The 17397-nt window shown below is 61.6% G+C and carries 18 protein-coding genes and 1 other RNA gene; 12 read left to right on the top strand and 7 right to left on the bottom strand.

What is annotated here, in order from left to right; translation table 11 throughout:
• The first annotated feature begins 75 nt into the window (after positions 1-75).
• Positions 76-2310: a polyphosphate kinase 1 gene (gene ppk1, locus IF103_RS23870; RefSeq protein ID WP_104881078.1), complete on the top strand. Its 2235-nt coding sequence runs from the start codon at positions 76-78 to the stop codon at positions 2308-2310.
• Here the strand turns inward: ppk1 and ppx are convergent.
• On the bottom strand, positions 2297-3799 hold the full coding sequence (gene ppx / locus IF103_RS23865) for an exopolyphosphatase (protein WP_023382979.1): 1503 nt from the start codon (positions 3797-3799) through the stop codon (positions 2297-2299). The genes ppk1 and ppx overlap by 14 nt on opposite strands.
• Before the next feature lie 243 nt (positions 3800-4042).
• On the opposite strand from ppx, the gene trxA reads away from it, so the two are divergent.
• From trxA to IF103_RS23840, 5 genes are all read left to right on the top strand, one after another.
• Positions 4043-4372 carry a thioredoxin TrxA gene (trxA, locus tag IF103_RS23860; protein WP_016392405.1) on the top strand — a complete coding sequence of 110 codons (330 nt, stop codon included), beginning with the start codon at positions 4043-4045 and terminating at the stop codon, positions 4370-4372.
• 328 nt (positions 4373-4700) lie between these two features.
• Entirely contained in the window at positions 4701-5960 is a 1260-nt protein-coding gene (gene rho, locus IF103_RS23855; protein WP_023382978.1) for a transcription termination factor Rho, read from the top strand.
• Positions 5961-6164: 204 nt separating this feature from the next.
• Positions 6165-7631, top strand: a complete 1467-nt coding sequence (gene ubiD / locus IF103_RS23850; protein WP_202675751.1) for a 4-hydroxy-3-polyprenylbenzoate decarboxylase — start codon at positions 6165-6167, stop codon at positions 7629-7631.
• Entirely contained in the window at positions 7631-8599 is a 969-nt protein-coding gene (locus tag IF103_RS23845; RefSeq protein ID WP_023382976.1) for a CDP-6-deoxy-delta-3,4-glucoseen reductase, read from the top strand. Before ubiD ends, IF103_RS23845 begins: the two co-directional genes overlap by 1 nt.
• Positions 8600-8878: 279 nt before the next feature.
• Complete coding sequence (locus IF103_RS23840; RefSeq protein ID WP_027907207.1) at positions 8879-9529, top strand: gamma-glutamylcyclotransferase; 651 nt, start codon at positions 8879-8881, stop codon at positions 9527-9529.
• 91 nt (positions 9530-9620) lie between these two features.
• Here the strand turns inward: IF103_RS23840 and IF103_RS23835 are convergent, their stop codons facing one another.
• On the bottom strand, positions 9621-10598 hold the full coding sequence (locus IF103_RS23835; protein ID WP_202675750.1) for an NADPH:quinone oxidoreductase family protein: 978 nt from the start codon (positions 10596-10598) through the stop codon (positions 9621-9623).
• A 157-nt stretch (positions 10599-10755) separates the two neighbouring features.
• On the opposite strand from IF103_RS23835, the gene IF103_RS23830 reads away from it, so the two are divergent.
• Positions 10756-11160, top strand: a complete 405-nt coding sequence (locus IF103_RS23830) for a flagellar basal body-associated protein FliL (RefSeq protein ID WP_023382973.1) — start codon at positions 10756-10758, stop codon at positions 11158-11160.
• Positions 11161-11433: 273 nt separating this feature from the next.
• Here IF103_RS23830 and IF103_RS23825 read toward each other — a convergent pair whose 3' ends face one another.
• Positions 11434-11886 carry an EVE domain-containing protein gene (locus IF103_RS23825; protein WP_023382972.1) on the bottom strand — a complete coding sequence of 151 codons (453 nt, stop codon included), beginning with the start codon at positions 11884-11886 and terminating at the stop codon, positions 11434-11436.
• A gap of 177 nt (positions 11887-12063) precedes the next feature.
• On the opposite strand from IF103_RS23825, the gene IF103_RS23820 reads away from it, so the two are divergent.
• On the top strand, positions 12064-12213 hold the full coding sequence (locus IF103_RS23820) for a hypothetical protein (RefSeq protein ID WP_023382971.1): 150 nt from the start codon (positions 12064-12066) through the stop codon (positions 12211-12213).
• Between the two features lie 18 nt (positions 12214-12231).
• Here the strand turns inward: IF103_RS23820 and IF103_RS23815 are convergent, their stop codons facing one another.
• The 4 genes from IF103_RS23815 to IF103_RS23800 all read right to left on the bottom strand — a co-directional run bounded on the left by IF103_RS23815 (position 12232) and on the right by IF103_RS23800 (position 13642).
• A complete protein-coding gene (locus tag IF103_RS23815) occupies positions 12232-12840 on the bottom strand; it encodes a 5-formyltetrahydrofolate cyclo-ligase (RefSeq protein WP_023382970.1) in 609 nt (202 codons plus the stop codon).
• 81 nt (positions 12841-12921) lie between these two features.
• A non-coding RNA gene (ssrS, locus tag IF103_RS23810) (6S RNA) lies at positions 12922-13101 on the bottom strand.
• 17 nt (positions 13102-13118) lie between these two features.
• The gene (locus IF103_RS23805) at positions 13119-13436 is read right to left on the bottom strand and encodes a cell division protein ZapA (protein ID WP_023382969.1); all 318 of its coding nucleotides are present in this window, start codon (positions 13434-13436) and stop codon (positions 13119-13121) included.
• The gene (locus IF103_RS23800; RefSeq protein ID WP_023382968.1) at positions 13433-13642 is read right to left on the bottom strand and encodes a TIGR02449 family protein; all 210 of its coding nucleotides are present in this window, start codon (positions 13640-13642) and stop codon (positions 13433-13435) included. The genes IF103_RS23805 and IF103_RS23800 overlap by 4 nt, the downstream gene beginning before the upstream one ends.
• 154 nt (positions 13643-13796) lie before the next feature.
• On the opposite strand from IF103_RS23800, the gene IF103_RS23795 reads away from it, so the two are divergent.
• From IF103_RS23795 to IF103_RS23780, 4 genes are read left to right on the top strand one after another with little or no spacing between them, the layout of a single operon-like run.
• Positions 13797-14351, top strand: a complete 555-nt coding sequence (locus IF103_RS23795) for a YecA/YgfB family protein (protein ID WP_023382967.1) — start codon at positions 13797-13799, stop codon at positions 14349-14351.
• 29 nt (positions 14352-14380) lie between these two features.
• A complete protein-coding gene (gene pepP, locus IF103_RS23790) occupies positions 14381-15715 on the top strand; it encodes a Xaa-Pro aminopeptidase (protein WP_202675749.1) in 1335 nt (444 codons plus the stop codon).
• Positions 15712-16911 carry a 2-octaprenyl-6-methoxyphenyl hydroxylase gene (gene ubiH / locus IF103_RS23785; protein WP_202675748.1) on the top strand — a complete coding sequence of 400 codons (1200 nt, stop codon included), beginning with the start codon at positions 15712-15714 and terminating at the stop codon, positions 16909-16911. The genes pepP and ubiH overlap by 4 nt, the downstream gene beginning before the upstream one ends.
• Positions 16908-17390: a DUF4442 domain-containing protein gene (locus IF103_RS23780; protein ID WP_023382964.1), complete on the top strand. Its 483-nt coding sequence runs from the start codon at positions 16908-16910 to the stop codon at positions 17388-17390. The genes ubiH and IF103_RS23780 overlap by 4 nt, the downstream gene beginning before the upstream one ends.
• The last annotated feature ends 7 nt before the right edge of the window (positions 17391-17397 follow it).

Raw genomic sequence — 17397 nt, 5'->3', positions numbered from 1 at the left:
ACACAGGCGTCATAATGGCCGCTTATCGTGCCGCTCAATTGATGATAGGGCGTTAACGTCCTCCAGGAACGCCAGATGAATAATGAAGTGCTAACCCCTGTCGCGATCAAGGACGCCCAGGCTCTTCCCGAAGAAATGGTGCAGACCCCGCCGGACCTGCCAGAGGCACCGGAACCTGTGGTCGAGGCCACTGCCACGCCAGCCCCCGCGCCAGCACCGGCAATCGCCATTCCGAGCCTGGACGACAGCAGCCTGTACATTCATCGCGAGCTTTCGCAGCTGCAATTCAATATCCGAGTGCTGGAGCAGGCGCTGGATGAGTCCTATCCGCTGCTCGAACGCCTCAAGTTCTTGCTGATCTTCTCCAGCAACCTGGACGAATTCTTCGAAATCCGTGTTGCCGGCCTGAAGAAGCAGATCAACTTTGCCCGGGAACAAGCCGGTGCCGATGGCCTGCAGCCGCACCAGGCGCTGGCACGGATCAGCGAGCTGGTGCATGGCGAGGTGGACCGTCAATACGCGATCCTCAACGATGTGCTGTTGCCGGAGCTGGAAAAACACCAGATCCGCTTCATCCGCCGCCGTTACTGGACGCCCAAGCTCAAGACCTGGGTGCGTCGTTACTTCCGCGACGAGATCGCGCCGATCATCACCCCCATTGGCCTCGACCCGACGCACCCGTTCCCGTTGCTGGTGAACAAGAGCCTCAACTTCATCGTCGAGCTCGAAGGTGTCGACGCCTTCGGCCGCGACTCGGGCCTGGCGATCATCCCGGCCCCGCGGTTGCTGCCACGGGTCATTCGCGTACCTGAGGACGTGGGGGGGGCAGGCGACAACTATGTGTTCCTGTCGTCGATGATCCACGCTCACGCCGACGACTTGTTCCAGGGCATGAAGGTCAAGGGCTGCTACCAGTTCCGCCTGACGCGAAACGCTGACCTCGCGCTGGACTCCGAAGAGGTCGACGACCTGGCCCGTGCTTTGCGCGGTGAACTGTTTTCGCGTCGTTACGGCGACGCCGTGCGTCTGGAAGTGGCCGACACCTGCCCGAAGCACCTGTCCGACTACCTGCTCAAGCAGTTCAGCCTCAGCGAGAGCGAGCTGTATCAAGTCAATGGTCCGGTCAACCTGACCCGCCTGTTCAGCATCACAGGCCTGGATAGCCATCCTGAACTGCAGTACACCCCGTTCACCCCGGCGATTCCCAAGCTGCTGCAGAACGCCGACAACATCTTCAGCGTGATCGGCAAGCAGGATGTACTGCTGATGCACCCGTTCGAGTCGTTCACCCCGGTGATCGACCTGCTGCGCCAGGCTGCCAAGGACCCGCATGTGCTTGCCGTGCGCCAGACGCTGTACCGCTCCGGCGCCAACTCGGAGATCGTCGATGCGTTGGTGGACGCAGCGCGCAACGGCAAGGAGGTCACCGCGGTGATCGAGTTGCGTGCGCGCTTCGATGAAGAGTCCAACCTGCAAATGGCCAGCCGTCTGCAGGCAGCTGGCGCGGTGGTGATCTATGGCGTGGTGGGCTTCAAGACCCACGCCAAGATGATGCTGATCCTGCGCCGCGAGCAGGGAGAGATCGTCCGTTATGCACATCTGGGTACTGGTAACTACCATGCCGGCAACGCCCGGTTGTACACCGACTACAGCCTGCTCACCTCCGACGATGCCCTGACCGAGGACGTGGGCAAGCTGTTCAGCCAGCTGATTGGCATGGGCAAGACACTGCGCATGAAAAAGCTGCTGCATGCGCCGTTCACGTTGAAGAAGGGCATGCTCGACATGATTGCCCGCGAGACGCAGTTCGCCCTCGAAGGCAAGCCGGCGCACATCATCGCCAAGTTCAACTCGCTGACCGATGCGAAGGTCATCAAGGCGCTGTACAAGGCCAGCCAGTCTGGCGTGAAAATCGACCTGGTGGTGCGTGGCATGTGCTGCCTGCGGCCGGGCATTCCCGGGGTGTCGCACAACATCCAGGTACGCTCGATCATCGGCCGCTTCCTGGAGCACACCCGGGTGTTCTACTTCCTCAATGGAGGCGAAGAGCAGATCTACCTGTCCAGTGCCGACTGGATGGAGCGAAACCTCGACAAGCGTGTGGAGACCTGCTTCCCGGTAGAAGGCAAGAAGTTGCTGCTGCGGGTTAAGAAGGAGCTGGAAGGTTACCTGACCGACAACACCCATGCCTGGGTCCTGCAATCGGACGGCCGCTACGTGCGCACCGCCCCGACCGGTAACCAGAACGCTCGCAGTGCCCAGGCCGCTCTGCTGGAGCGCCTGAGCAACCCGGTCCTCAACGTACGCTGAGGACGAAGCCGACCCGGGCCAGCCACTCCGCTTCGTTGGCGAAGTCGGCCTGGGTCAGCTGGTTTTGCTCCAGCCAACCATTGGGGAAGGCCACATCCAGCGATTGCTCGCCAGCCTGCAGTGACACGGTGGGCATCTGTTGGGTGCCACGGATGTGGTGGAACAGAATGGCGAAACGCAGCAGCACGCACAGACGCAGCAGCTTCACACCTTCCTCGCCCAGTTCGGCGAACTTGTCCTTGGGGATGTTGCGCCGATGGCCACGCACCAGCAGGGCCATCATCTGCTGGTCTTCGCGCGAGAAGCCGGCAAGGTCGGAGTGCTCGACCAGGTAGGCGCCATGCTTGTGGTAATGGTAGTGAGCGATATCCAGGCCAATTTCATGGATTTTGGCTGCCCATCCCAGTAGATCGCGCCAGTTACCGTCTTCCAGGTCCCACGCCTTGGCCACTTGGTCGAAGGCATGCAGTGCCTTGCGCTCCACGCGAGCAGCTTGGCCCTGGTCGACGTGGTAACGCTCCATCAACGAATTGAGTGTGCGCTCGCGCACATCTTCGTGGTGATGGCGGCCGAGCAGGTCGAACAGCACGCCTTCACGCAGGGCACCGTCGCAATGGTCCATGCGTTGCAGTTCCAGGGCGTCGAAGATGGCTTCGAGAATCGCAAGGCCGGCCGGGAAGATGGCGCGGCGGTCCGGTTTGACCCCTTCAAAGTCGATCTTGTCGACGTCGCCGAGCTTGAACAGTTTGCGTTTGACCCAGGCCAGGCCTTCGGCGTTGACTTCGCCGTTGCCCAGGTTGCTGGCCTTGATCGCGGCGCCGATGGCGCGAATGGTGCCGGACGAGCCGATGGCTTCATCCCAGGTCAGTCGGTGCAGGGCATTCTCGATGCTCATCAGCTCCAGGCGCGCCGCCGTGTAGGCCTGTGCATAGCGCGCCGGGGTGATCTTGCCATCGCGGAAATAGCGCTGGGTGAAGCTCACGCAGCCCATTTGCAGGCTTTCGCGCAGTAGCGGTTCGAATCGCTGGCCAATGATGAACTCGGTGCTGCCGCCGCCAATGTCGGCCACCAGGCGTTTGCCGGGGGTGTCGGCCAGGGTATGGGAGACACCGAGGTAGATGAGGCGAGCCTCTTCGCGGCCGGAGATCACCTCCACTGGGTGGCCCAGAATGGCCTCCGCGCGCTGGATGAACTCATTGCGGTTGCGCGCTTCGCGCAGGGCGTTGGTGCCGACGATGCGCACGGCGCCGGAAGGCATACCGTTGATCAGTTGAGCGAAGCGCTTGAGGCATTCGAGCCCCCGTTGCATGGCTTCTTCGCTCAGCAGACGATCCTCGCCGATGCCGGCGGCCAGCTGAACCTTCTCGCCAAGCCGTTCAAGAATACGGATCTCGGTGTGGTGAGCCTTGGCCACGACCATGTGAAAACTGTTGGAGCCAAGGTCGATGGCGGCGATCAGAGACAGGTTCTTCGCGGTTGTTTGCGGCATGATCTGAGTGTTCTCGGTCGTTAACCTGGCAATCGTGCCACGATACGTGGCTGTCGCCAACGCGGGGCACGCCAAGGTTTGATGCAAGGCAATGTGCCATTCGATGCTATGACACTTATGTGACGGTTTCGATTCGCGGCGTCTTGCACAACTATAGTTACACTCAATCGTCCGTGACTTCCTGTAGGCAGCCTGTGCGGCTATGATGGGCCACGTTTTTTGCTTACGACCCTGGAGATATCCATGAGCAGCGATCTGATCAAACACGTCACCGACGCCACCTTCGAAGCCGAAGTCCTGCAGGCTCAAGGCCCGGTGCTGGTCGACTACTGGGCTGAATGGTGCGGTCCATGCAAGATGATCGCTCCGGTTCTGGACGACATCGCCGCCACCTACGAAGGTAAACTGACCGTCGCCAAGCTGAACATCGACGACAACCAGGAAACCCCGGCCAAGCATGGCGTGCGTGGCATCCCGACCCTGATGCTGTTCAAGAACGGCAACGTCGAAGCTACCAAGGTCGGCGCTCTGTCCAAATCCCAGCTGGCTGCGTTCCTCGACGCCCATCTGTGATGTGAAAAAGCCCCGCGAATGCGGGGCTTTTCTTTTGCTCGACGACCCTGTGGGAGCGGGATCCCCCGCGAATCCAAGGTTCAGCCGGTCAATGCCTTCGCAGCTAAATCCGGTCCCAAAAGGTTCGATTTCCCTCGTCAAAACCACTAGACGTCGAAAAATGCAAGTGTTACATTCGGCCTCGCACTGCTTCTTCAGTGCCCTCTGCACGCCGTCGCCGAAGCATCCCTAATTCGAATCAGTACGCGATCCTGTCGCCATCTAGCGGCGCGGCCTCATTAAGCCAAAGCTTAATTCTCCCTTCTTACATGATTACGTCACTCCCCTTATGAACCTGACTGAACTCAAGCAAAAGCCGATTACCGATCTTTTGGAAATGGCCGAACAGATGGGCATCGAAAACATGGCCCGTTCGCGCAAACAGGACGTGATTTTCGCCCTGCTGAAAAAGCACGCGAAAAGCGGCGAAGAGATCTCGGGTGACGGCGTGCTGGAGATTCTCCAGGATGGTTTCGGTTTCCTGCGTTCGGCTGATGCGTCCTACCTGGCCGGCCCCGATGACATCTACGTCTCGCCTAGCCAGATCCGCCGTTTCAACCTGCGTACCGGCGACACCATCGTCGGCAAGATCCGTCCACCGAAGGAAGGGGAGCGTTACTTCGCGCTGCTGAAGGTCGATACCATCAACTTCGACCGTCCGGAAAACGCGAAGAACAAGATTCTGTTCGAGAACCTGACGCCGCTGTTCCCCAACGAGCGCCTTAAGATGGAAGCCGGCAACGGTTCCACCGAAGACCTCACCGGCCGTGTCATCGACCTGTGCGCCCCGATCGGTAAAGGCCAGCGTGGCCTGATCGTCGCTCCGCCGAAAGCGGGTAAGACGATCATGCTGCAGAACATCGCGGCCAACATCACCCGTAACAACCCCGAGTGCCACCTGATCGTCCTGCTGATCGACGAGCGCCCGGAAGAAGTGACCGAGATGCAGCGCACCGTGCGCGGCGAAGTGGTCGCCTCGACCTTCGACGAGCCGCCAACCCGTCACGTGCAGGTGGCCGAGATGGTCATCGAGAAGGCCAAGCGCCTGGTCGAGCACAAGAAGGACGTGGTCATTCTGCTCGACTCCATCACCCGTCTGGCCCGTGCCTACAACACCGTGATCCCGAGCTCCGGCAAGGTGCTGACCGGTGGTGTCGACGCACATGCCCTTGAGAAGCCGAAGCGCTTCTTCGGTGCCGCCCGTAACATCGAGGAAGGTGGTTCGCTGACCATCATCGCCACCGCGCTGGTAGAAACCGGCTCGAAGATGGACGAGGTGATCTACGAAGAGTTCAAGGGTACCGGCAACATGGAGCTGCCCCTGGACCGTCGTATCGCCGAGAAACGTGTGTTCCCTGCCATCAACATCAACCGCTCCGGTACCCGTCGCGAAGAGCTGCTGACCGCCGACGACGAGTTGCAGCGCATGTGGATTCTGCGCAAGCTGCTGCACCCGATGGACGAAGTCGCTGCCATCGAGTTCCTGGTCGACAAGCTCAAGCAGACCAAGACCAACGATGAGTTCTTCCTGTCGATGAAGCGCAAGTAAGCACTTCAAGCTGGAATTGATTGGGGCCGCTTCGCGCCTCTTCGCGGGCAAGCCCGCTTCCACAGGGTCAGTGTGATGCTTGTGGGAGCGGGCTTGCTCGCGAAAGGGGCGCGAAGCGGCCCCACATCATTTTTGCCCCCAATAAAGGCCTGAACGGCGCTACACTCTGCACCCCGACCGATACGGCCAATACGAGGCTCATGCATGCAGTATCGCGACTTGCGCGACTTCATCCGTGGCCTGGAGCAGCGCGGTGAACTCAAGCGCATCCAGGTTCCGATCTCCCCAGTCCTGGAAATGACCGAGGTCTGTGACCGTACCCTGCGCGCCAAGGGCCCAGCTTTGCTGTTCGAAAAGCCCACCGGCTTCGATATGCCGGTGCTGGGCAACCTGTTCGGCACCCCGGAGCGGGTGGCCATGGGCATGGGCGCCGAGTCGGTCGACGAACTGCGCGAAATCGGCAAGCTGTTGGCCTTCCTCAAGGAACCCGAGCCGCCCAAGGGCTTGAAGGACGCCTGGTCCAAGCTGCCGATCTTCAAGAAAGTCGTGTCCATGGCGCCGAAAGTGGTCAAGGACGCGGTCTGTCAGGAAGTGGTGGTCGAGGGCGAGGATGTCGACCTTACCCAGCTGCCGATCCAGCATTGCTGGCCGGGCGACGTGGCTCCGCTGATCACCTGGGGTCTGACCGTCACCCGCGGCCCCAACAAGGACCGCCAGAACCTGGGCATCTACCGCCAGCAGCTGATGGGTCGCAACAAGGTCATCATGCGTTGGTTGAGCCACCGTGGTGGTGCGCTGGACTACCGTGAGTGGTGCGAGAAGCACCCAGGCCAGCCTTTCCCGGTCGCAGTGGCGCTTGGGGCGGACCCGGCGACCATCCTTGGCGCGGTCACGCCTGTGCCTGACACCTTGTCCGAGTATGCCTTCGCCGGCCTGCTGCGCGGCAACCGTACCGAGCTGGTCAAATGCCGTGGCAGCGACCTGCAGGTCCCGGCAACCGCCGAGATCATTCTCGAAGGTGTGATCCATCCGGGTGAAATGGCCCCGGAAGGCCCCTATGGCGACCACACCGGCTACTACAACGAGGTCGACAGCTTCCCGGTGTTCACCGTGGAGCGCATCACCCACCGCCAGAAGCCGATCTACCACAGCACCTACACCGGCCGTCCACCGGATGAGCCGGCGATCCTCGGTGTGGCGCTGAATGAAGTGTTCGTGCCGATCCTGCAGAAGCAGTTCCCGGAAATCGTGGACTTCTACCTGCCTCCGGAAGGTTGCTCGTACCGCATGGCGGTGGTGACCATGAAGAAGCAGTATCCAGGGCACGCCAAGCGCGTAATGCTGGGCGTGTGGTCGTTCCTGCGACAGTTCATGTACACCAAGTTCGTTATCGTTACCGACGATGACATCAACGCCCGCGACTGGAACGATGTGATCTGGGCGATCACCACGCGCATGGACCCCAAGCGTGATACGGTGATGATCGACAATACGCCGATTGACTACCTGGATTTCGCGTCGCCGGTATCGGGGCTTGGGTCGAAGATGGGCCTGGATGCCACCCACAAGTGGCCAGGCGAGACCACGCGGGAATGGGGCCGTGCCATCGTCAAGGACGAGGCGGTCACCCGCCGTATCGATGAGCTGTGGGATCAGTTGGGAATAGATTGATGCAGGTAACGTTGCAGCCGTCCGGGGCAGTGCTGGCGCTCGAACCCGGGGAACGGATCCTGGATGGGGCGCGGCGACTGGGCTATGACTGCCCGAACAGCTGCCGCAATGGCAATTGCCATGTCTGCGCCGCGTTGTTGGTGGAGGGGCGGGTGCGCCAGGATGGCGAAGTCCGTGACCATGGCGAGCTGTTCACCTGCATTGCCGAGCCACTGGAGGACTGTGTCTTGCTGTGGGATGGTGTGCTGGCGTTGGGCGAGCTGCCGGTGCGTAAACTGGCTTGCACCGTGAGCGAATGCGCCGAGGTAGGTGGCGATGTCTGGCGCGTGCGTCTGCGTGCGCCGGCCGGAAAGCCGCCGCGCTACCACGCCGGGCAGTACCTGATGATCGAGCGCAAGGGTGGCAAGCAGGCGGCCTTCTCGCTGGCTTCAGCCCCCCATTGCGGGCGGGACCTGGAGCTGCATGTGTTGGTCCGCGAAGACAGCGCCCGACAATTGATCGAGCAACTGCAGCGTGATGGCGTGGCGCGCATCGAAATGCCATTTGGCGATGCCCACCTGGCCGAGCTGCCCGACGGGCCGTTGGTATTGATCGCTGCGGGCACGGGTATGGGGCAGATGCACAGCCTGGTCGAACATTGCCGCGCTCAAGGTTTCAAGCACCCGGTCCACCTGTACTGGGGAGTGCGGCGCCCCGAAGATTTCTATGCCATCGAGCATTGGGACGAGTGGGAGCGCCTGCCCAATCTGTACTTGCACAAGGTCGTCAGCGACCTGTGCGATTGGGAAGGGCGCTGCGGCATGCTGCATGAAGCGGTCTGCGAAGACATGGACGACCTGAATGCCGTGCATGTTTACGCCAGTGGCTCGCCCAACATGGTCTATGCCACGCTCGATGCATTGGTCGAGGCTGGTATGGACGCGCACCGTATGCGTGCCGATGTGTTTGCCTACGCCCCCCGCAGTTAATAACCGAAGTTTGAAAGCGTCGGTATAAGGCGGTAACTATTACCGCCTTGGTTAATAACTTTCGCGTTTTTCGGAATAATAATTCCCAATCGTCGGAAGGCCCCATGAAAATTTCGACATATACTTGAGCTAAGGCGGTGGCTGTCTTAAGTTAGACATGACGCCTCCACGGGAGCCGGCCAGCCGGCGATTTGGCTGGCATGGGCAGCAGAGTAAGATCTGCCTTGAATCGTCTTTTCCGCTACAAGCGCTATTCACAGGGAATCATGGCGGCAGCTTATGTCGGCACTTGAAAGTTCATCCTGGAAAGTTTCATATCCACCCTCGCTTGACTTCGGGCAACAACTGACCCGTGAGCAACTGTACAACTCCATGCAGACGACCATGTCACGGCACCAGGGCGGCCCGGTCTGGCTGTTCGCCTATGGTTCCTTGATCTGGCGCCCGGAATGCAACTCCGTGGAGCGCCAACGCGCGCGGGTGCATGGTTACCACCGTGGGTTGTACTTGTGGTCGCATGAGCACCGTGGCACGCCTGAAACGCCCGGCCTGGTGTTTGGCCTGGATCGGGGTGGCTCTTGCAGCGGTTTTGCCTACCGGCTTGATGAAAGCAACCTGGACGACTCGCTGATGGCCCTGTGGCAGCGCGAAATGCCTTACCCGGCGTATCGGCCGCACTGGTTGAGCTGCCGGCTCAGCGATGGGAGCAAGGTCCAGGCCCTGGGGTTCGTGTTGGAGCGGCATTTGCCCTGTTACGCAGGGAACCTGCCGGATACCTTGCTCAGCCAGATCCTGGCCAGTGCCAAGGGGCGCTATGGCACTACGCGCGATTATGTCGAGCAGACCTTGAATGCCTTGCGCAGCCACCAGATGCCGGATCGCAACCTCGAGGCGCGTTTCAGGCGCTGCCATAACCTGCGCGAGGTTTGAGTTCCCCACTGCCTGTACCTTCCCAAGCATCCCCCTTCAGCAGACGCCTGGCCGGCGATAGGGCGGGTACAGGCAATGAACGCTTCCAGCCCTACTTGGCCAGCACCACCAACTTACCCACAGCTTGCCGCTGCCCCAGTCGATCGATAGCCGCCCCAGCTTCGGCCAGTGGATAAGTCTGCGAGACCAGCGGTTTCAGCTTGCCCTGGCCATGCCAGACGAACAGCTGTTGGAAGTTGGCGGCATTGTCCTCTGGCTGGCGCTGGGCGAATGCTCCCCAAAACACCCCGAGCACCGCTGCGCCCTTGAGCAGCACCAGGTTCGCCGCCAGCTGAGGGATGGTGCCGCTGGCAAACCCCACCACCAGCAACCGACCATTCCAGGCCAGCCCGCGCACTGCCTGTTCGAACAGCTCGCCTCCCACTGGGTCGTAGATCACATCCACGCCCTGGCCGCCGGTCAGTCGCTTGATCTCATCCTTCAGGCTGGCCTTGCTGTAATCGATCACTTCATCGGCACCCGCAGCCTTGGCCACGGCGAGTTTTTCCGCGCTGCTGGCTGCAGCGATCACCTTGGCGCCCATGGCCTTGCCAATTTCCACAGCCGCCAGGCCGACGCCCCCGGATGCACCCAGTACCAGCAGGGTTTCGCCAGGCTTCAGTTGGCCGCGCTGTTTGAGCGCATGCATCGAAGTGCCGTAGGTCATGCCGAAGGCAGCGGCGGTGGCGAAATCCATACCCTGCGGGATCGGCATCACGTTGTAGAAGGGCACCGCCACGTGTTCGGCGAAGGCGCCCCAGCCGGTCAGCGCCATGACCCGGTCACCGACCTTGAAAGCGCCGGCCTTCTCGCCTACCGCCGCCACCACACCAGCCGCCTCACCACCGGGAGAGAAGGGCAGTGGTGGTTGGAACTGGTATTTGCCTTCGATGATCAGGGTGTCAGGGAAATTCACCCCGGCCGCGTGTACGTCGAGCAGGATCTCGTTCTTCTTCAGCACCGGGCTGGCCACTTCCTCCACTACCAGGTTGCTGGCAGGGCCCAGGGTTTTGCACAACACAGCTTTCATCGGGGCTATTCCTTTGCGTGTGGTGGCCGATAAGTGTAGGAGTGCCGCCTGCCCGGTCAACGAGCATGCCCCGGCCTGATGGGCTGGCATAAGCCGGAGCTTGGGTTTGAGCGGCGTGCTGGGTAAGCTGGCGCCAACTGTATTGAGGAGCTAATTCGTGAAAGCGTGGATCTTGATGGTACTGGCCCTGATGCTGCCAGCGGCGGCCATGGCCGAAGAAGCCAAGGAAGGAGAGCCCAAGGTCTCCTACATCAGCCTGAGCCCGCCCTTCGTCGGCAACTATGCCCTCGATGGTGGCCCTAAGCTGCGCGTGTACAAAGCCGATGTGGCCCTGCGTGTGACGGGCGATGCCGCCGCTGCTGCGGTCAAACACCATGAGCCGTTGATTCGCAATCAGCTGGTGGCGCTGTTCACCCAGCAGGGTGTGGATAACATGAGCAATGTAGAGGCCAAGGAAAAGCTGCGCCAGGAAGCGCTGAAACAGGTGCAGCAGGTAATGGAGGCCGAGGAAGGCAAGCCGATCGTCGAGGACCTGCTGTTCAACAATTTGATCGTGCAGTGATGCTGCCTCGATAGGCTCGCCGGTAATTGTGTGGTGCGGTTGAGATCGCGCGCCGCCCGCGCGGCGCATCGCGAGCAAGGCTCGCTCCTACGTTTGTTTCTGGCCAGTCATGTCTGTGCCAACGCACGCGACCGCCTTGTGTGCACTCGCGCGCATTTCCCACAGGAATAATTGGCCCGGAATAGACGTAGGAGCGAGCCTTGCTCGCGATGCGCCGCGCGGGCGGCGCTCGATGGTGACGGCGCTGAACAACGCCAGACGGACCACTCGAATTCACCGGGCCAAGGCAATAATCGCCGCCCACTGCTCATCGGTCACGGGCATCACCGACAGCCGCGTGCCCTTCTGCACCAACGGCAACGCCTCCAATGCACTCTGCTGCTTGAGCAAGCCCAGCCCCAGCACCTGGCTGAACGTTTTTACGTGCGCCACGTCCACTGCGCTCCAGGGGTTCTTATCGGTAGTGGCCTTTGCGTCGAAATAGTGGCTTAGCGGATCCAGCGCAGTCGGGTCCGGGTAAGCTGCGTTGACGACTCTGGCAATGCCGGCGATTCCCGGCTGCGGGCAGCTGGAATGGTAGAAAAAGAACTCGTCTCCGACACTCATGGCGCGCATGAAATTACGTGCCTGGTAGTTGCGCACACCATCCCAGCGCGCTTCCCCCAGCCGGCCCAGGCCTTCGATCGAGAGCTCGTCGGGCTCGGATTTCATCAGCCAATAGGCCATGGATGCTGCTCCTGAAAAAGTTTGAAATAACCTGTTGCATGAAACCGACAGTCGGTTGGCGTCAACGTTTGCGTGTCGACTCAGGTTGTCGGAAAATGCGCCGATTTTAACGCTAGACGCTCCGGCGACACCAAGAAGGTCGCCGAGCCTGACCATTGCCTAGGGGGGCAATTTTCGATGAACCAACGTAAACCAGATCTGCTTTGGATCCTGGTATTCATCTTTGGACTTGGCGTGGTCACCACCGGTTATGCGCAGGGTATCTGGGAGCGCAAGCTCGATGCCGCTTACCAGGCGCCAGTCGACGCCGGCCAGCAGCAGCGCTGATTCCCCCGCTGGCGCCGATCAGTTCGGCGCCATGTACCAGCCGCGGTCCGAGACCGTGCCTTGTAGCGGTACATCCCAGCTGGCCTGAGCCAGTCGCTCCACTTTCTGACACTCATGGGCCAGCCCCAGCAGCAGTGGCTTTTTCCAGGTTTGACGACGAGCCTGGTAGGCGAGGCTGCGATCATAGAAACCGCCGCCCATGCCCAGGCGTCCGCCGACCTCATCGAACCCCACCAGTGGCAGCAGGATCAGATCCAGCGACCAGATCGGACGCTGACGCTTGCGGTCGGTGACCGGTTCTGGAATGCGAAACCGATTGCGTTTGAGTTTTTCGCCGTGCTCGAAGCGTTGGAACACCATGCGCGTGCGCGGCCAGGCGTGCAGCACTGGCAGGTAGGTGCGCTTGCCACGACGCTGGGCTTCGCGCAGTAGCAACTGCGGGTCGATTTCGCCATCGTTGGGCAGGTACAGGGCAATGTGCCGGGCACGGCGGAACAGCGGGTGCTGCGCCAGTTGGCGATACAGGCCACGTGCGGCTCGATGTTGCTGTGCCGGCGTCAGGGCGCGGCGGGCATCGCGAAGCAGGCGACGAAGCTGGGGGCGGGTGAGCGGCGCGGTGTCGGTCATGGCACGGGCGTTCCCAGGTGTGCTGGCCGACTGGGCCGGCCAAAACGAATTGCCCGCCAGAGGAGGCGGGCAAGCGAATTCAGGCTCCCCGATAAGACCGCTATCGGTGTAGCCCTTGAACCCGAAAGTTCAAGGTGGAGATTGCAGGGGGCGTTAAGGCTTTCCGTCGGGCGGACATGCACACCGGCCCCAGCGTGCAACCCCCGTGGTTGTGCGTATCGGCTCAGGGACATAACCGACTGGCGCATCCCCCAGGGAGTGGCGCCAGTATACCAATCTCAGCCGATTTTGGTATCCGCGTCGTCGGACAGCGCTTGGTCGACCCGTTCCAGCAGGTCGCGTACCTGTTCACGGGTAGTGCCTGTGCTGGCCGTTTCCGGGGTGTCCTGGCGGTGCAGCAGCTCGTGGGTGATGTTCAGGGCCGCCATGACGGCGATGCGGTCGGCACCGATGACCTTGCCGCTGCTGCGGATCTCGCGCATCTTGCTGTCCAGATAGCGTGCGGCGCTGACCAGGTTGTTGCGTTCTTCCGGAGGGCAGATGATCGAGTACTCCTTGTCGAGGATCTGCACGGTAACGCTATTGCTTGAACTCATGAGTCTTGCTCCAGGGCCTTCAGGCGTAAAATCATCGACTCGATCTTGCGCTTGGCGATTTCGTTCTTTTCGATGAGGTGGGCGCGTTCCTCGCGCCAGGATTTTTCCTGAGCAATTAGGAGTGCATTTTGCCGTTTAAGTTGCTCGACACGTTCGATCAGCAACTCGAACCGGCTCATCAGCGCTTGCAGGTCTTTCTCTTGCATGGGTTGCACTCGATTCGCTCCGTCGTTGACTCACCTGGCGATGATGCCTCTCCCTGGGCAATGGCGGCCAGTGCCGATGGTCTTGGCGCGCCTGCCGGTGCTAGGATACAAGGTCTTCATTCTAGTCATTGCGCCGCCTGGCGCCTAGCTGCCCATGCCTAATACTCAATCGCCTTACACCGCTTTCGCCTCGCTGCTTTCGAGCAACGGTCACCCTGTATCTCCCGCCGAACTGCATGGTCTGCTGATCGGCCGCAGCTGCGCTGGCGCGGGCTTCGACCCCGAAGCCTGGCTGGCCGATGCCGCAGGCGCGCTGGAAAGCGAGCCCGCGGACTCCGTGCGCAATGCCTTGGTTGGCCTGCAGGAAATGGTCAAGGCCGAACTCACTGGCGAGGACATCGCCATCGTCCTGCTGCTGCCAGGCGACGAAGCCCCGCTGACCGAGCGCGCCACCGCGCTGGGCCAATGGTGCCAAGGTTTCATTACCGGCTTTGGTCTGAACGCTGGCGGCAAGGACCTGTCCACCGATGCGAAAGAGGTCCTGCAGGACCTGGTCGCCATTTCTCAAGTCCAGGAAGCCTTGGAAGAGTCCGAGGATGGCGAAAGCGACTACATGGAAGTGATGGAGTATCTGCGTGTCGCGCCGCTGCTGCTCTATACGGAGCTGGCCGCACCCGCCGCACCCGCACCCAAGCCATCGCTGCACTGATTCGATCACCCTGGGGGGAAGTCTTGTCCATGAGCCACATACCCAAGGCCGAGTATGCCCGTCGGCGCAAGGCGCTGATGGCGCAGATGGTTCCCAACAGCATCGCCATCCTGCCTGCCGCTGCAGTCGCCATTCGCAACCGCGACGTCGAGCATGTGTACCGCCAGGACAGCGACTTCCAGTACCTCAGCGGCTTCCCCGAGCCTGAAGCCGTGATTGCGCTCATTCCTGGGCGCGAGCACGGTGAGTACGTGTTGTTCTGCCGTGAGCGCAACCTCGAGCGTGAGCAGTGGGACGGTGTGCGGGCCGGCCAGGAAGGGGCGATTCGCGACTTTGCAGCCGATGACGCCTTTCCGATCACCGACATCGACGAGATCCTCCCGGGCCTGATCGAAGGGCGCGAGCGGGTGTACAGCGCCATGGGCAGTAACCCCGAGTTCGATCGCCGGCTCATGGACTGGATCAACGTGATCCGTTCCAAGGCCCGTCTGGGCGCCCAGCCACCGAACGAGTTCGTTGCGCTGGATCATCTGCTGCATGACATGCGCCTGTATAAATCGGCGGCGGAGGTGAAGGTCATGCGTGCTGCCGCGCAAATCTCCGCGCGCGCCCATGTGCGGGCCATGCAGGTCTGCCGGGCGGGGCTGCACGAGTACAGCCTGGAAGCCGAGTTGGATTACGAATTCCGCAAAGGTGGCGCCAAAATGCCGGCCTACGGCTCGATCGTCGCGGCCGGGCGCAATGGCTGCATTCTGCATTACCAGCAAAATGACGCCCTGCTCAAGGATGGCGACCTGGTGCTGATCGACGCTGGCTGTGAGATCGACTGCTATGCCAGCGACATTACCCGCACCTTCCCGGTCAGTGGACGCTTTTCCCCCGAGCAGAAGGCGATCTATGAACTGGTGCTCAAGGCCCAGGAGGCCGCGTTCGCCGAGATCGCTCCGGGCAAGCACTGGAATCACGCCCACGAGGCGACCGTGCGGGTCATCACCGAGGGCCTGGTGGAACTGGGGCTGCTCAAGGGCCAGGTGCAGGCGTTGATCGAAAGCGAGGCCTATCGCGCCTTCTACATGCACCGAGCCGGACATTGGCTGGGCATGGATGTGCACGATGTGGGCGAGTACAAGGTCGGTGGCCAGTGGCGGGTGCTCGAGCCCGGCATGGCGCTGACGGTAGAGCCAGGTATCTACATTGCTGCCGACAATCAGACGGTGGCGAAGAAGTGGCGTGGCATTGGTGTGCGAATCGAGGACGATGTAGTGGTGACCAGGCAGGGCTGTGAAATTCTGACGTCGGATGTGCCCAAGACAGTCGCTGAAATCGAGGCACTGATGGCGGCCGCGCGCAGGGATGCAGCATGAGCCGGGTCAACCTGGCGATCATCGGCGGCGGCCTCGTCGGTGCAAGCCTGGCCTTGGCCCTCCAGGCAGGTGCCAAGGCACGAGGCTGGAAGATTCTGCTGATCGAGCCGTTTGCCCCGGGTGATAGCTTCCAGCCCAGTTATGACGCACGTTCATCCGCGCTGTCGTTTGGTACCCAACAGATCTACCATCACCTGGGCCTGTGGCCGACCATCAGCCGACGTGCCGAACCCATCCTGCAGATCCAGGTCTCCGACCGTGGACGCTTTGGCGCAACACGCCTGGATGCTTCGCAAGAAGGTGTGCCGGCACTGGGCTACGTGGTGGAGAACGCCTGGCTTGGCCAGTGCCTGTGGCAAGGGTTGGACAGCGAGGTGGTGAGCTGGCGCTGTCCGGCGGAGGTCCGGTCGATGCAGGCCGTCGACGGTGGATACCGATTGCGACTGGACGATGACACCAGCCTGGAATGCGACCTGGCGATTCTGGCCGACGGCGGCCGCTCGGGTCTGCGTGAGCAATTGGGCATCCATGTGCGTCGCAGGCCCTACGAACAAAGTGCACTGATCGCCAATATCACACCGGGTGAGGCCCATCGCGGGCAAGCCTTCGAGCGTTTCACCGAACAAGGTCCGATGGCCCTGCTGCCATTGCCGGACAATCGCTGCGCGCTCGTCTGGACCCGCCAGGGAATGGACGCCCAGCGCCTGGCGGATATCAACGAGCGCCATTTCCTGCGTGAGCTGCAGGACGCCTTTGGCTATCGCCTCGGCGCCCTGCGTCAGGTGGGCGCGCGGCACCTTTATCCGCTGGCGCTGGTGGAGGCCGAGGAACAGGTGCGACCGCACCTGGTGGTACTGGGCAATGCTGCGCACAGCCTGCACCCGATAGCCGGCCAGGGCTTCAACCTTTCATTGCGCGATGTGCAGGCACTGACCGACGCGCTGTTGGCTGGCCCGCAACATCCGGGCGACCTTGCGACACTGCAGGCCTATCACCAGCGCCAGCGACTCGACCAGGCGCTGACCATCGGCTTTTCCGACCAGGTGACCCGCCTGTTCGGCAGCAGCCAGCCATTGCTGGCGGCAGGGCGAAACATCGGATTGCTCGGGCTTGACCTGCTGCCGCCGGCGAAAAGTTGGTTCGCGCGCCAGGCCATGGGCCTGGGCACCCGCCCTGACGCGCGGGGCCAGGCATGAGCGATTCACGCCGCCTGGCTCGCCGGGCTCGCATGCTGCGTTGGTTGCTGAACCTGTACCCTCCCTACCTCGGCGCCGGTATCCGCGTGCAGCACATCAGCCCGGACATGCGCAGCGCCAAGGTCCGCATGAAACTGACCCGCTGGAACCGCAACTACGTCGGTACCCAGTTCGGTGGCAGTCTGTACTCGATGGTCGATCCGTTCTACATGTTGCTGCTGATCGAACAGCTGGGCCGCGAGTACATCGTCTGGGACAAGGCTGCCAGCATCGACTTCATCGCCCCGGGCAAAGGACCGGTGTACGCCGAGTTCCACCTCGACGATGCGTTGCTGGACGACATTCGCCAGCAAACCGCTTCCGGCAAGAAGTACCTGCCGCGTTTGCAGGTGGATGTACGCGATGGCGCCGGCGAGCTGGTGGCGCGGGTCGATAAAACCCTATACGTGCGGCTCAAGCCGCAAGCGAGGCAGGCGTAAAGCATGG

The organism is Pseudomonas sp. SK2, assembly GCF_016772395.1.
GTDB classification, from domain to species: Bacteria; Pseudomonadota; Gammaproteobacteria; order Pseudomonadales; family Pseudomonadaceae; genus Aquipseudomonas; species Aquipseudomonas taiwanensis.
The sequence above is the reverse complement of the archived record's forward strand: the minus strand, read 5'-3'. Positions and strand labels throughout refer to the sequence as shown.

Bases quoted from the DNA above. Each gene is read 5' to 3' on its own strand.
- IF103_RS23840 (WP_027907207.1), top strand. From the start codon at position 8,879: ATGTCGGCACTTGAAAGTTCATCCTGGAAAGTTTCATATCCACCCTCG.
- IF103_RS23835 (WP_202675750.1), bottom strand. From the start codon at position 10,598: ATGAAAGCTGTGTTGTGCAAAACCCTGGGCCCTGCCAGCAACCTGGTA.
- ubiH (WP_202675748.1), top strand. From the start codon at position 15,712: ATGAGCCGGGTCAACCTGGCGATCATCGGCGGCGGCCTCGTCGGTGCA.
- IF103_RS23780 (WP_023382964.1), top strand. From the start codon at position 16,908: ATGAGCGATTCACGCCGCCTGGCTCGCCGGGCTCGCATGCTGCGTTGG.
- IF103_RS23845 (WP_023382976.1), top strand. From the start codon at position 7,631: ATGCAGGTAACGTTGCAGCCGTCCGGGGCAGTGCTGGCGCTCGAACCC.
- ppk1 (WP_104881078.1), top strand. From the start codon at position 76: ATGAATAATGAAGTGCTAACCCCTGTCGCGATCAAGGACGCCCAGGCT.
- trxA (WP_016392405.1), top strand. From the start codon at position 4,043: ATGAGCAGCGATCTGATCAAACACGTCACCGACGCCACCTTCGAAGCC.
- IF103_RS23820 (WP_023382971.1), top strand. From the start codon at position 12,064: ATGAACCAACGTAAACCAGATCTGCTTTGGATCCTGGTATTCATCTTT.
- IF103_RS23815 (WP_023382970.1), bottom strand. From the start codon at position 12,840: ATGACCGACACCGCGCCGCTCACCCGCCCCCAGCTTCGTCGCCTGCTT.
- rho (WP_023382978.1), top strand. From the start codon at position 4,701: ATGAACCTGACTGAACTCAAGCAAAAGCCGATTACCGATCTTTTGGAA.
- IF103_RS23805 (WP_023382969.1), bottom strand. From the start codon at position 13,436: ATGAGTTCAAGCAATAGCGTTACCGTGCAGATCCTCGACAAGGAGTAC.
- IF103_RS23825 (WP_023382972.1), bottom strand. From the start codon at position 11,886: ATGGCCTATTGGCTGATGAAATCCGAGCCCGACGAGCTCTCGATCGAA.
- ubiD (WP_202675751.1), top strand. From the start codon at position 6,165: ATGCAGTATCGCGACTTGCGCGACTTCATCCGTGGCCTGGAGCAGCGC.
- pepP (WP_202675749.1), top strand. From the start codon at position 14,381: ATGAGCCACATACCCAAGGCCGAGTATGCCCGTCGGCGCAAGGCGCTG.
- ppx (WP_023382979.1), bottom strand. From the start codon at position 3,799: ATGCCGCAAACAACCGCGAAGAACCTGTCTCTGATCGCCGCCATCGAC.
- IF103_RS23800 (WP_023382968.1), bottom strand. From the start codon at position 13,642: ATGCAAGAGAAAGACCTGCAAGCGCTGATGAGCCGGTTCGAGTTGCTG.
- IF103_RS23795 (WP_023382967.1), top strand. From the start codon at position 13,797: ATGCCTAATACTCAATCGCCTTACACCGCTTTCGCCTCGCTGCTTTCG.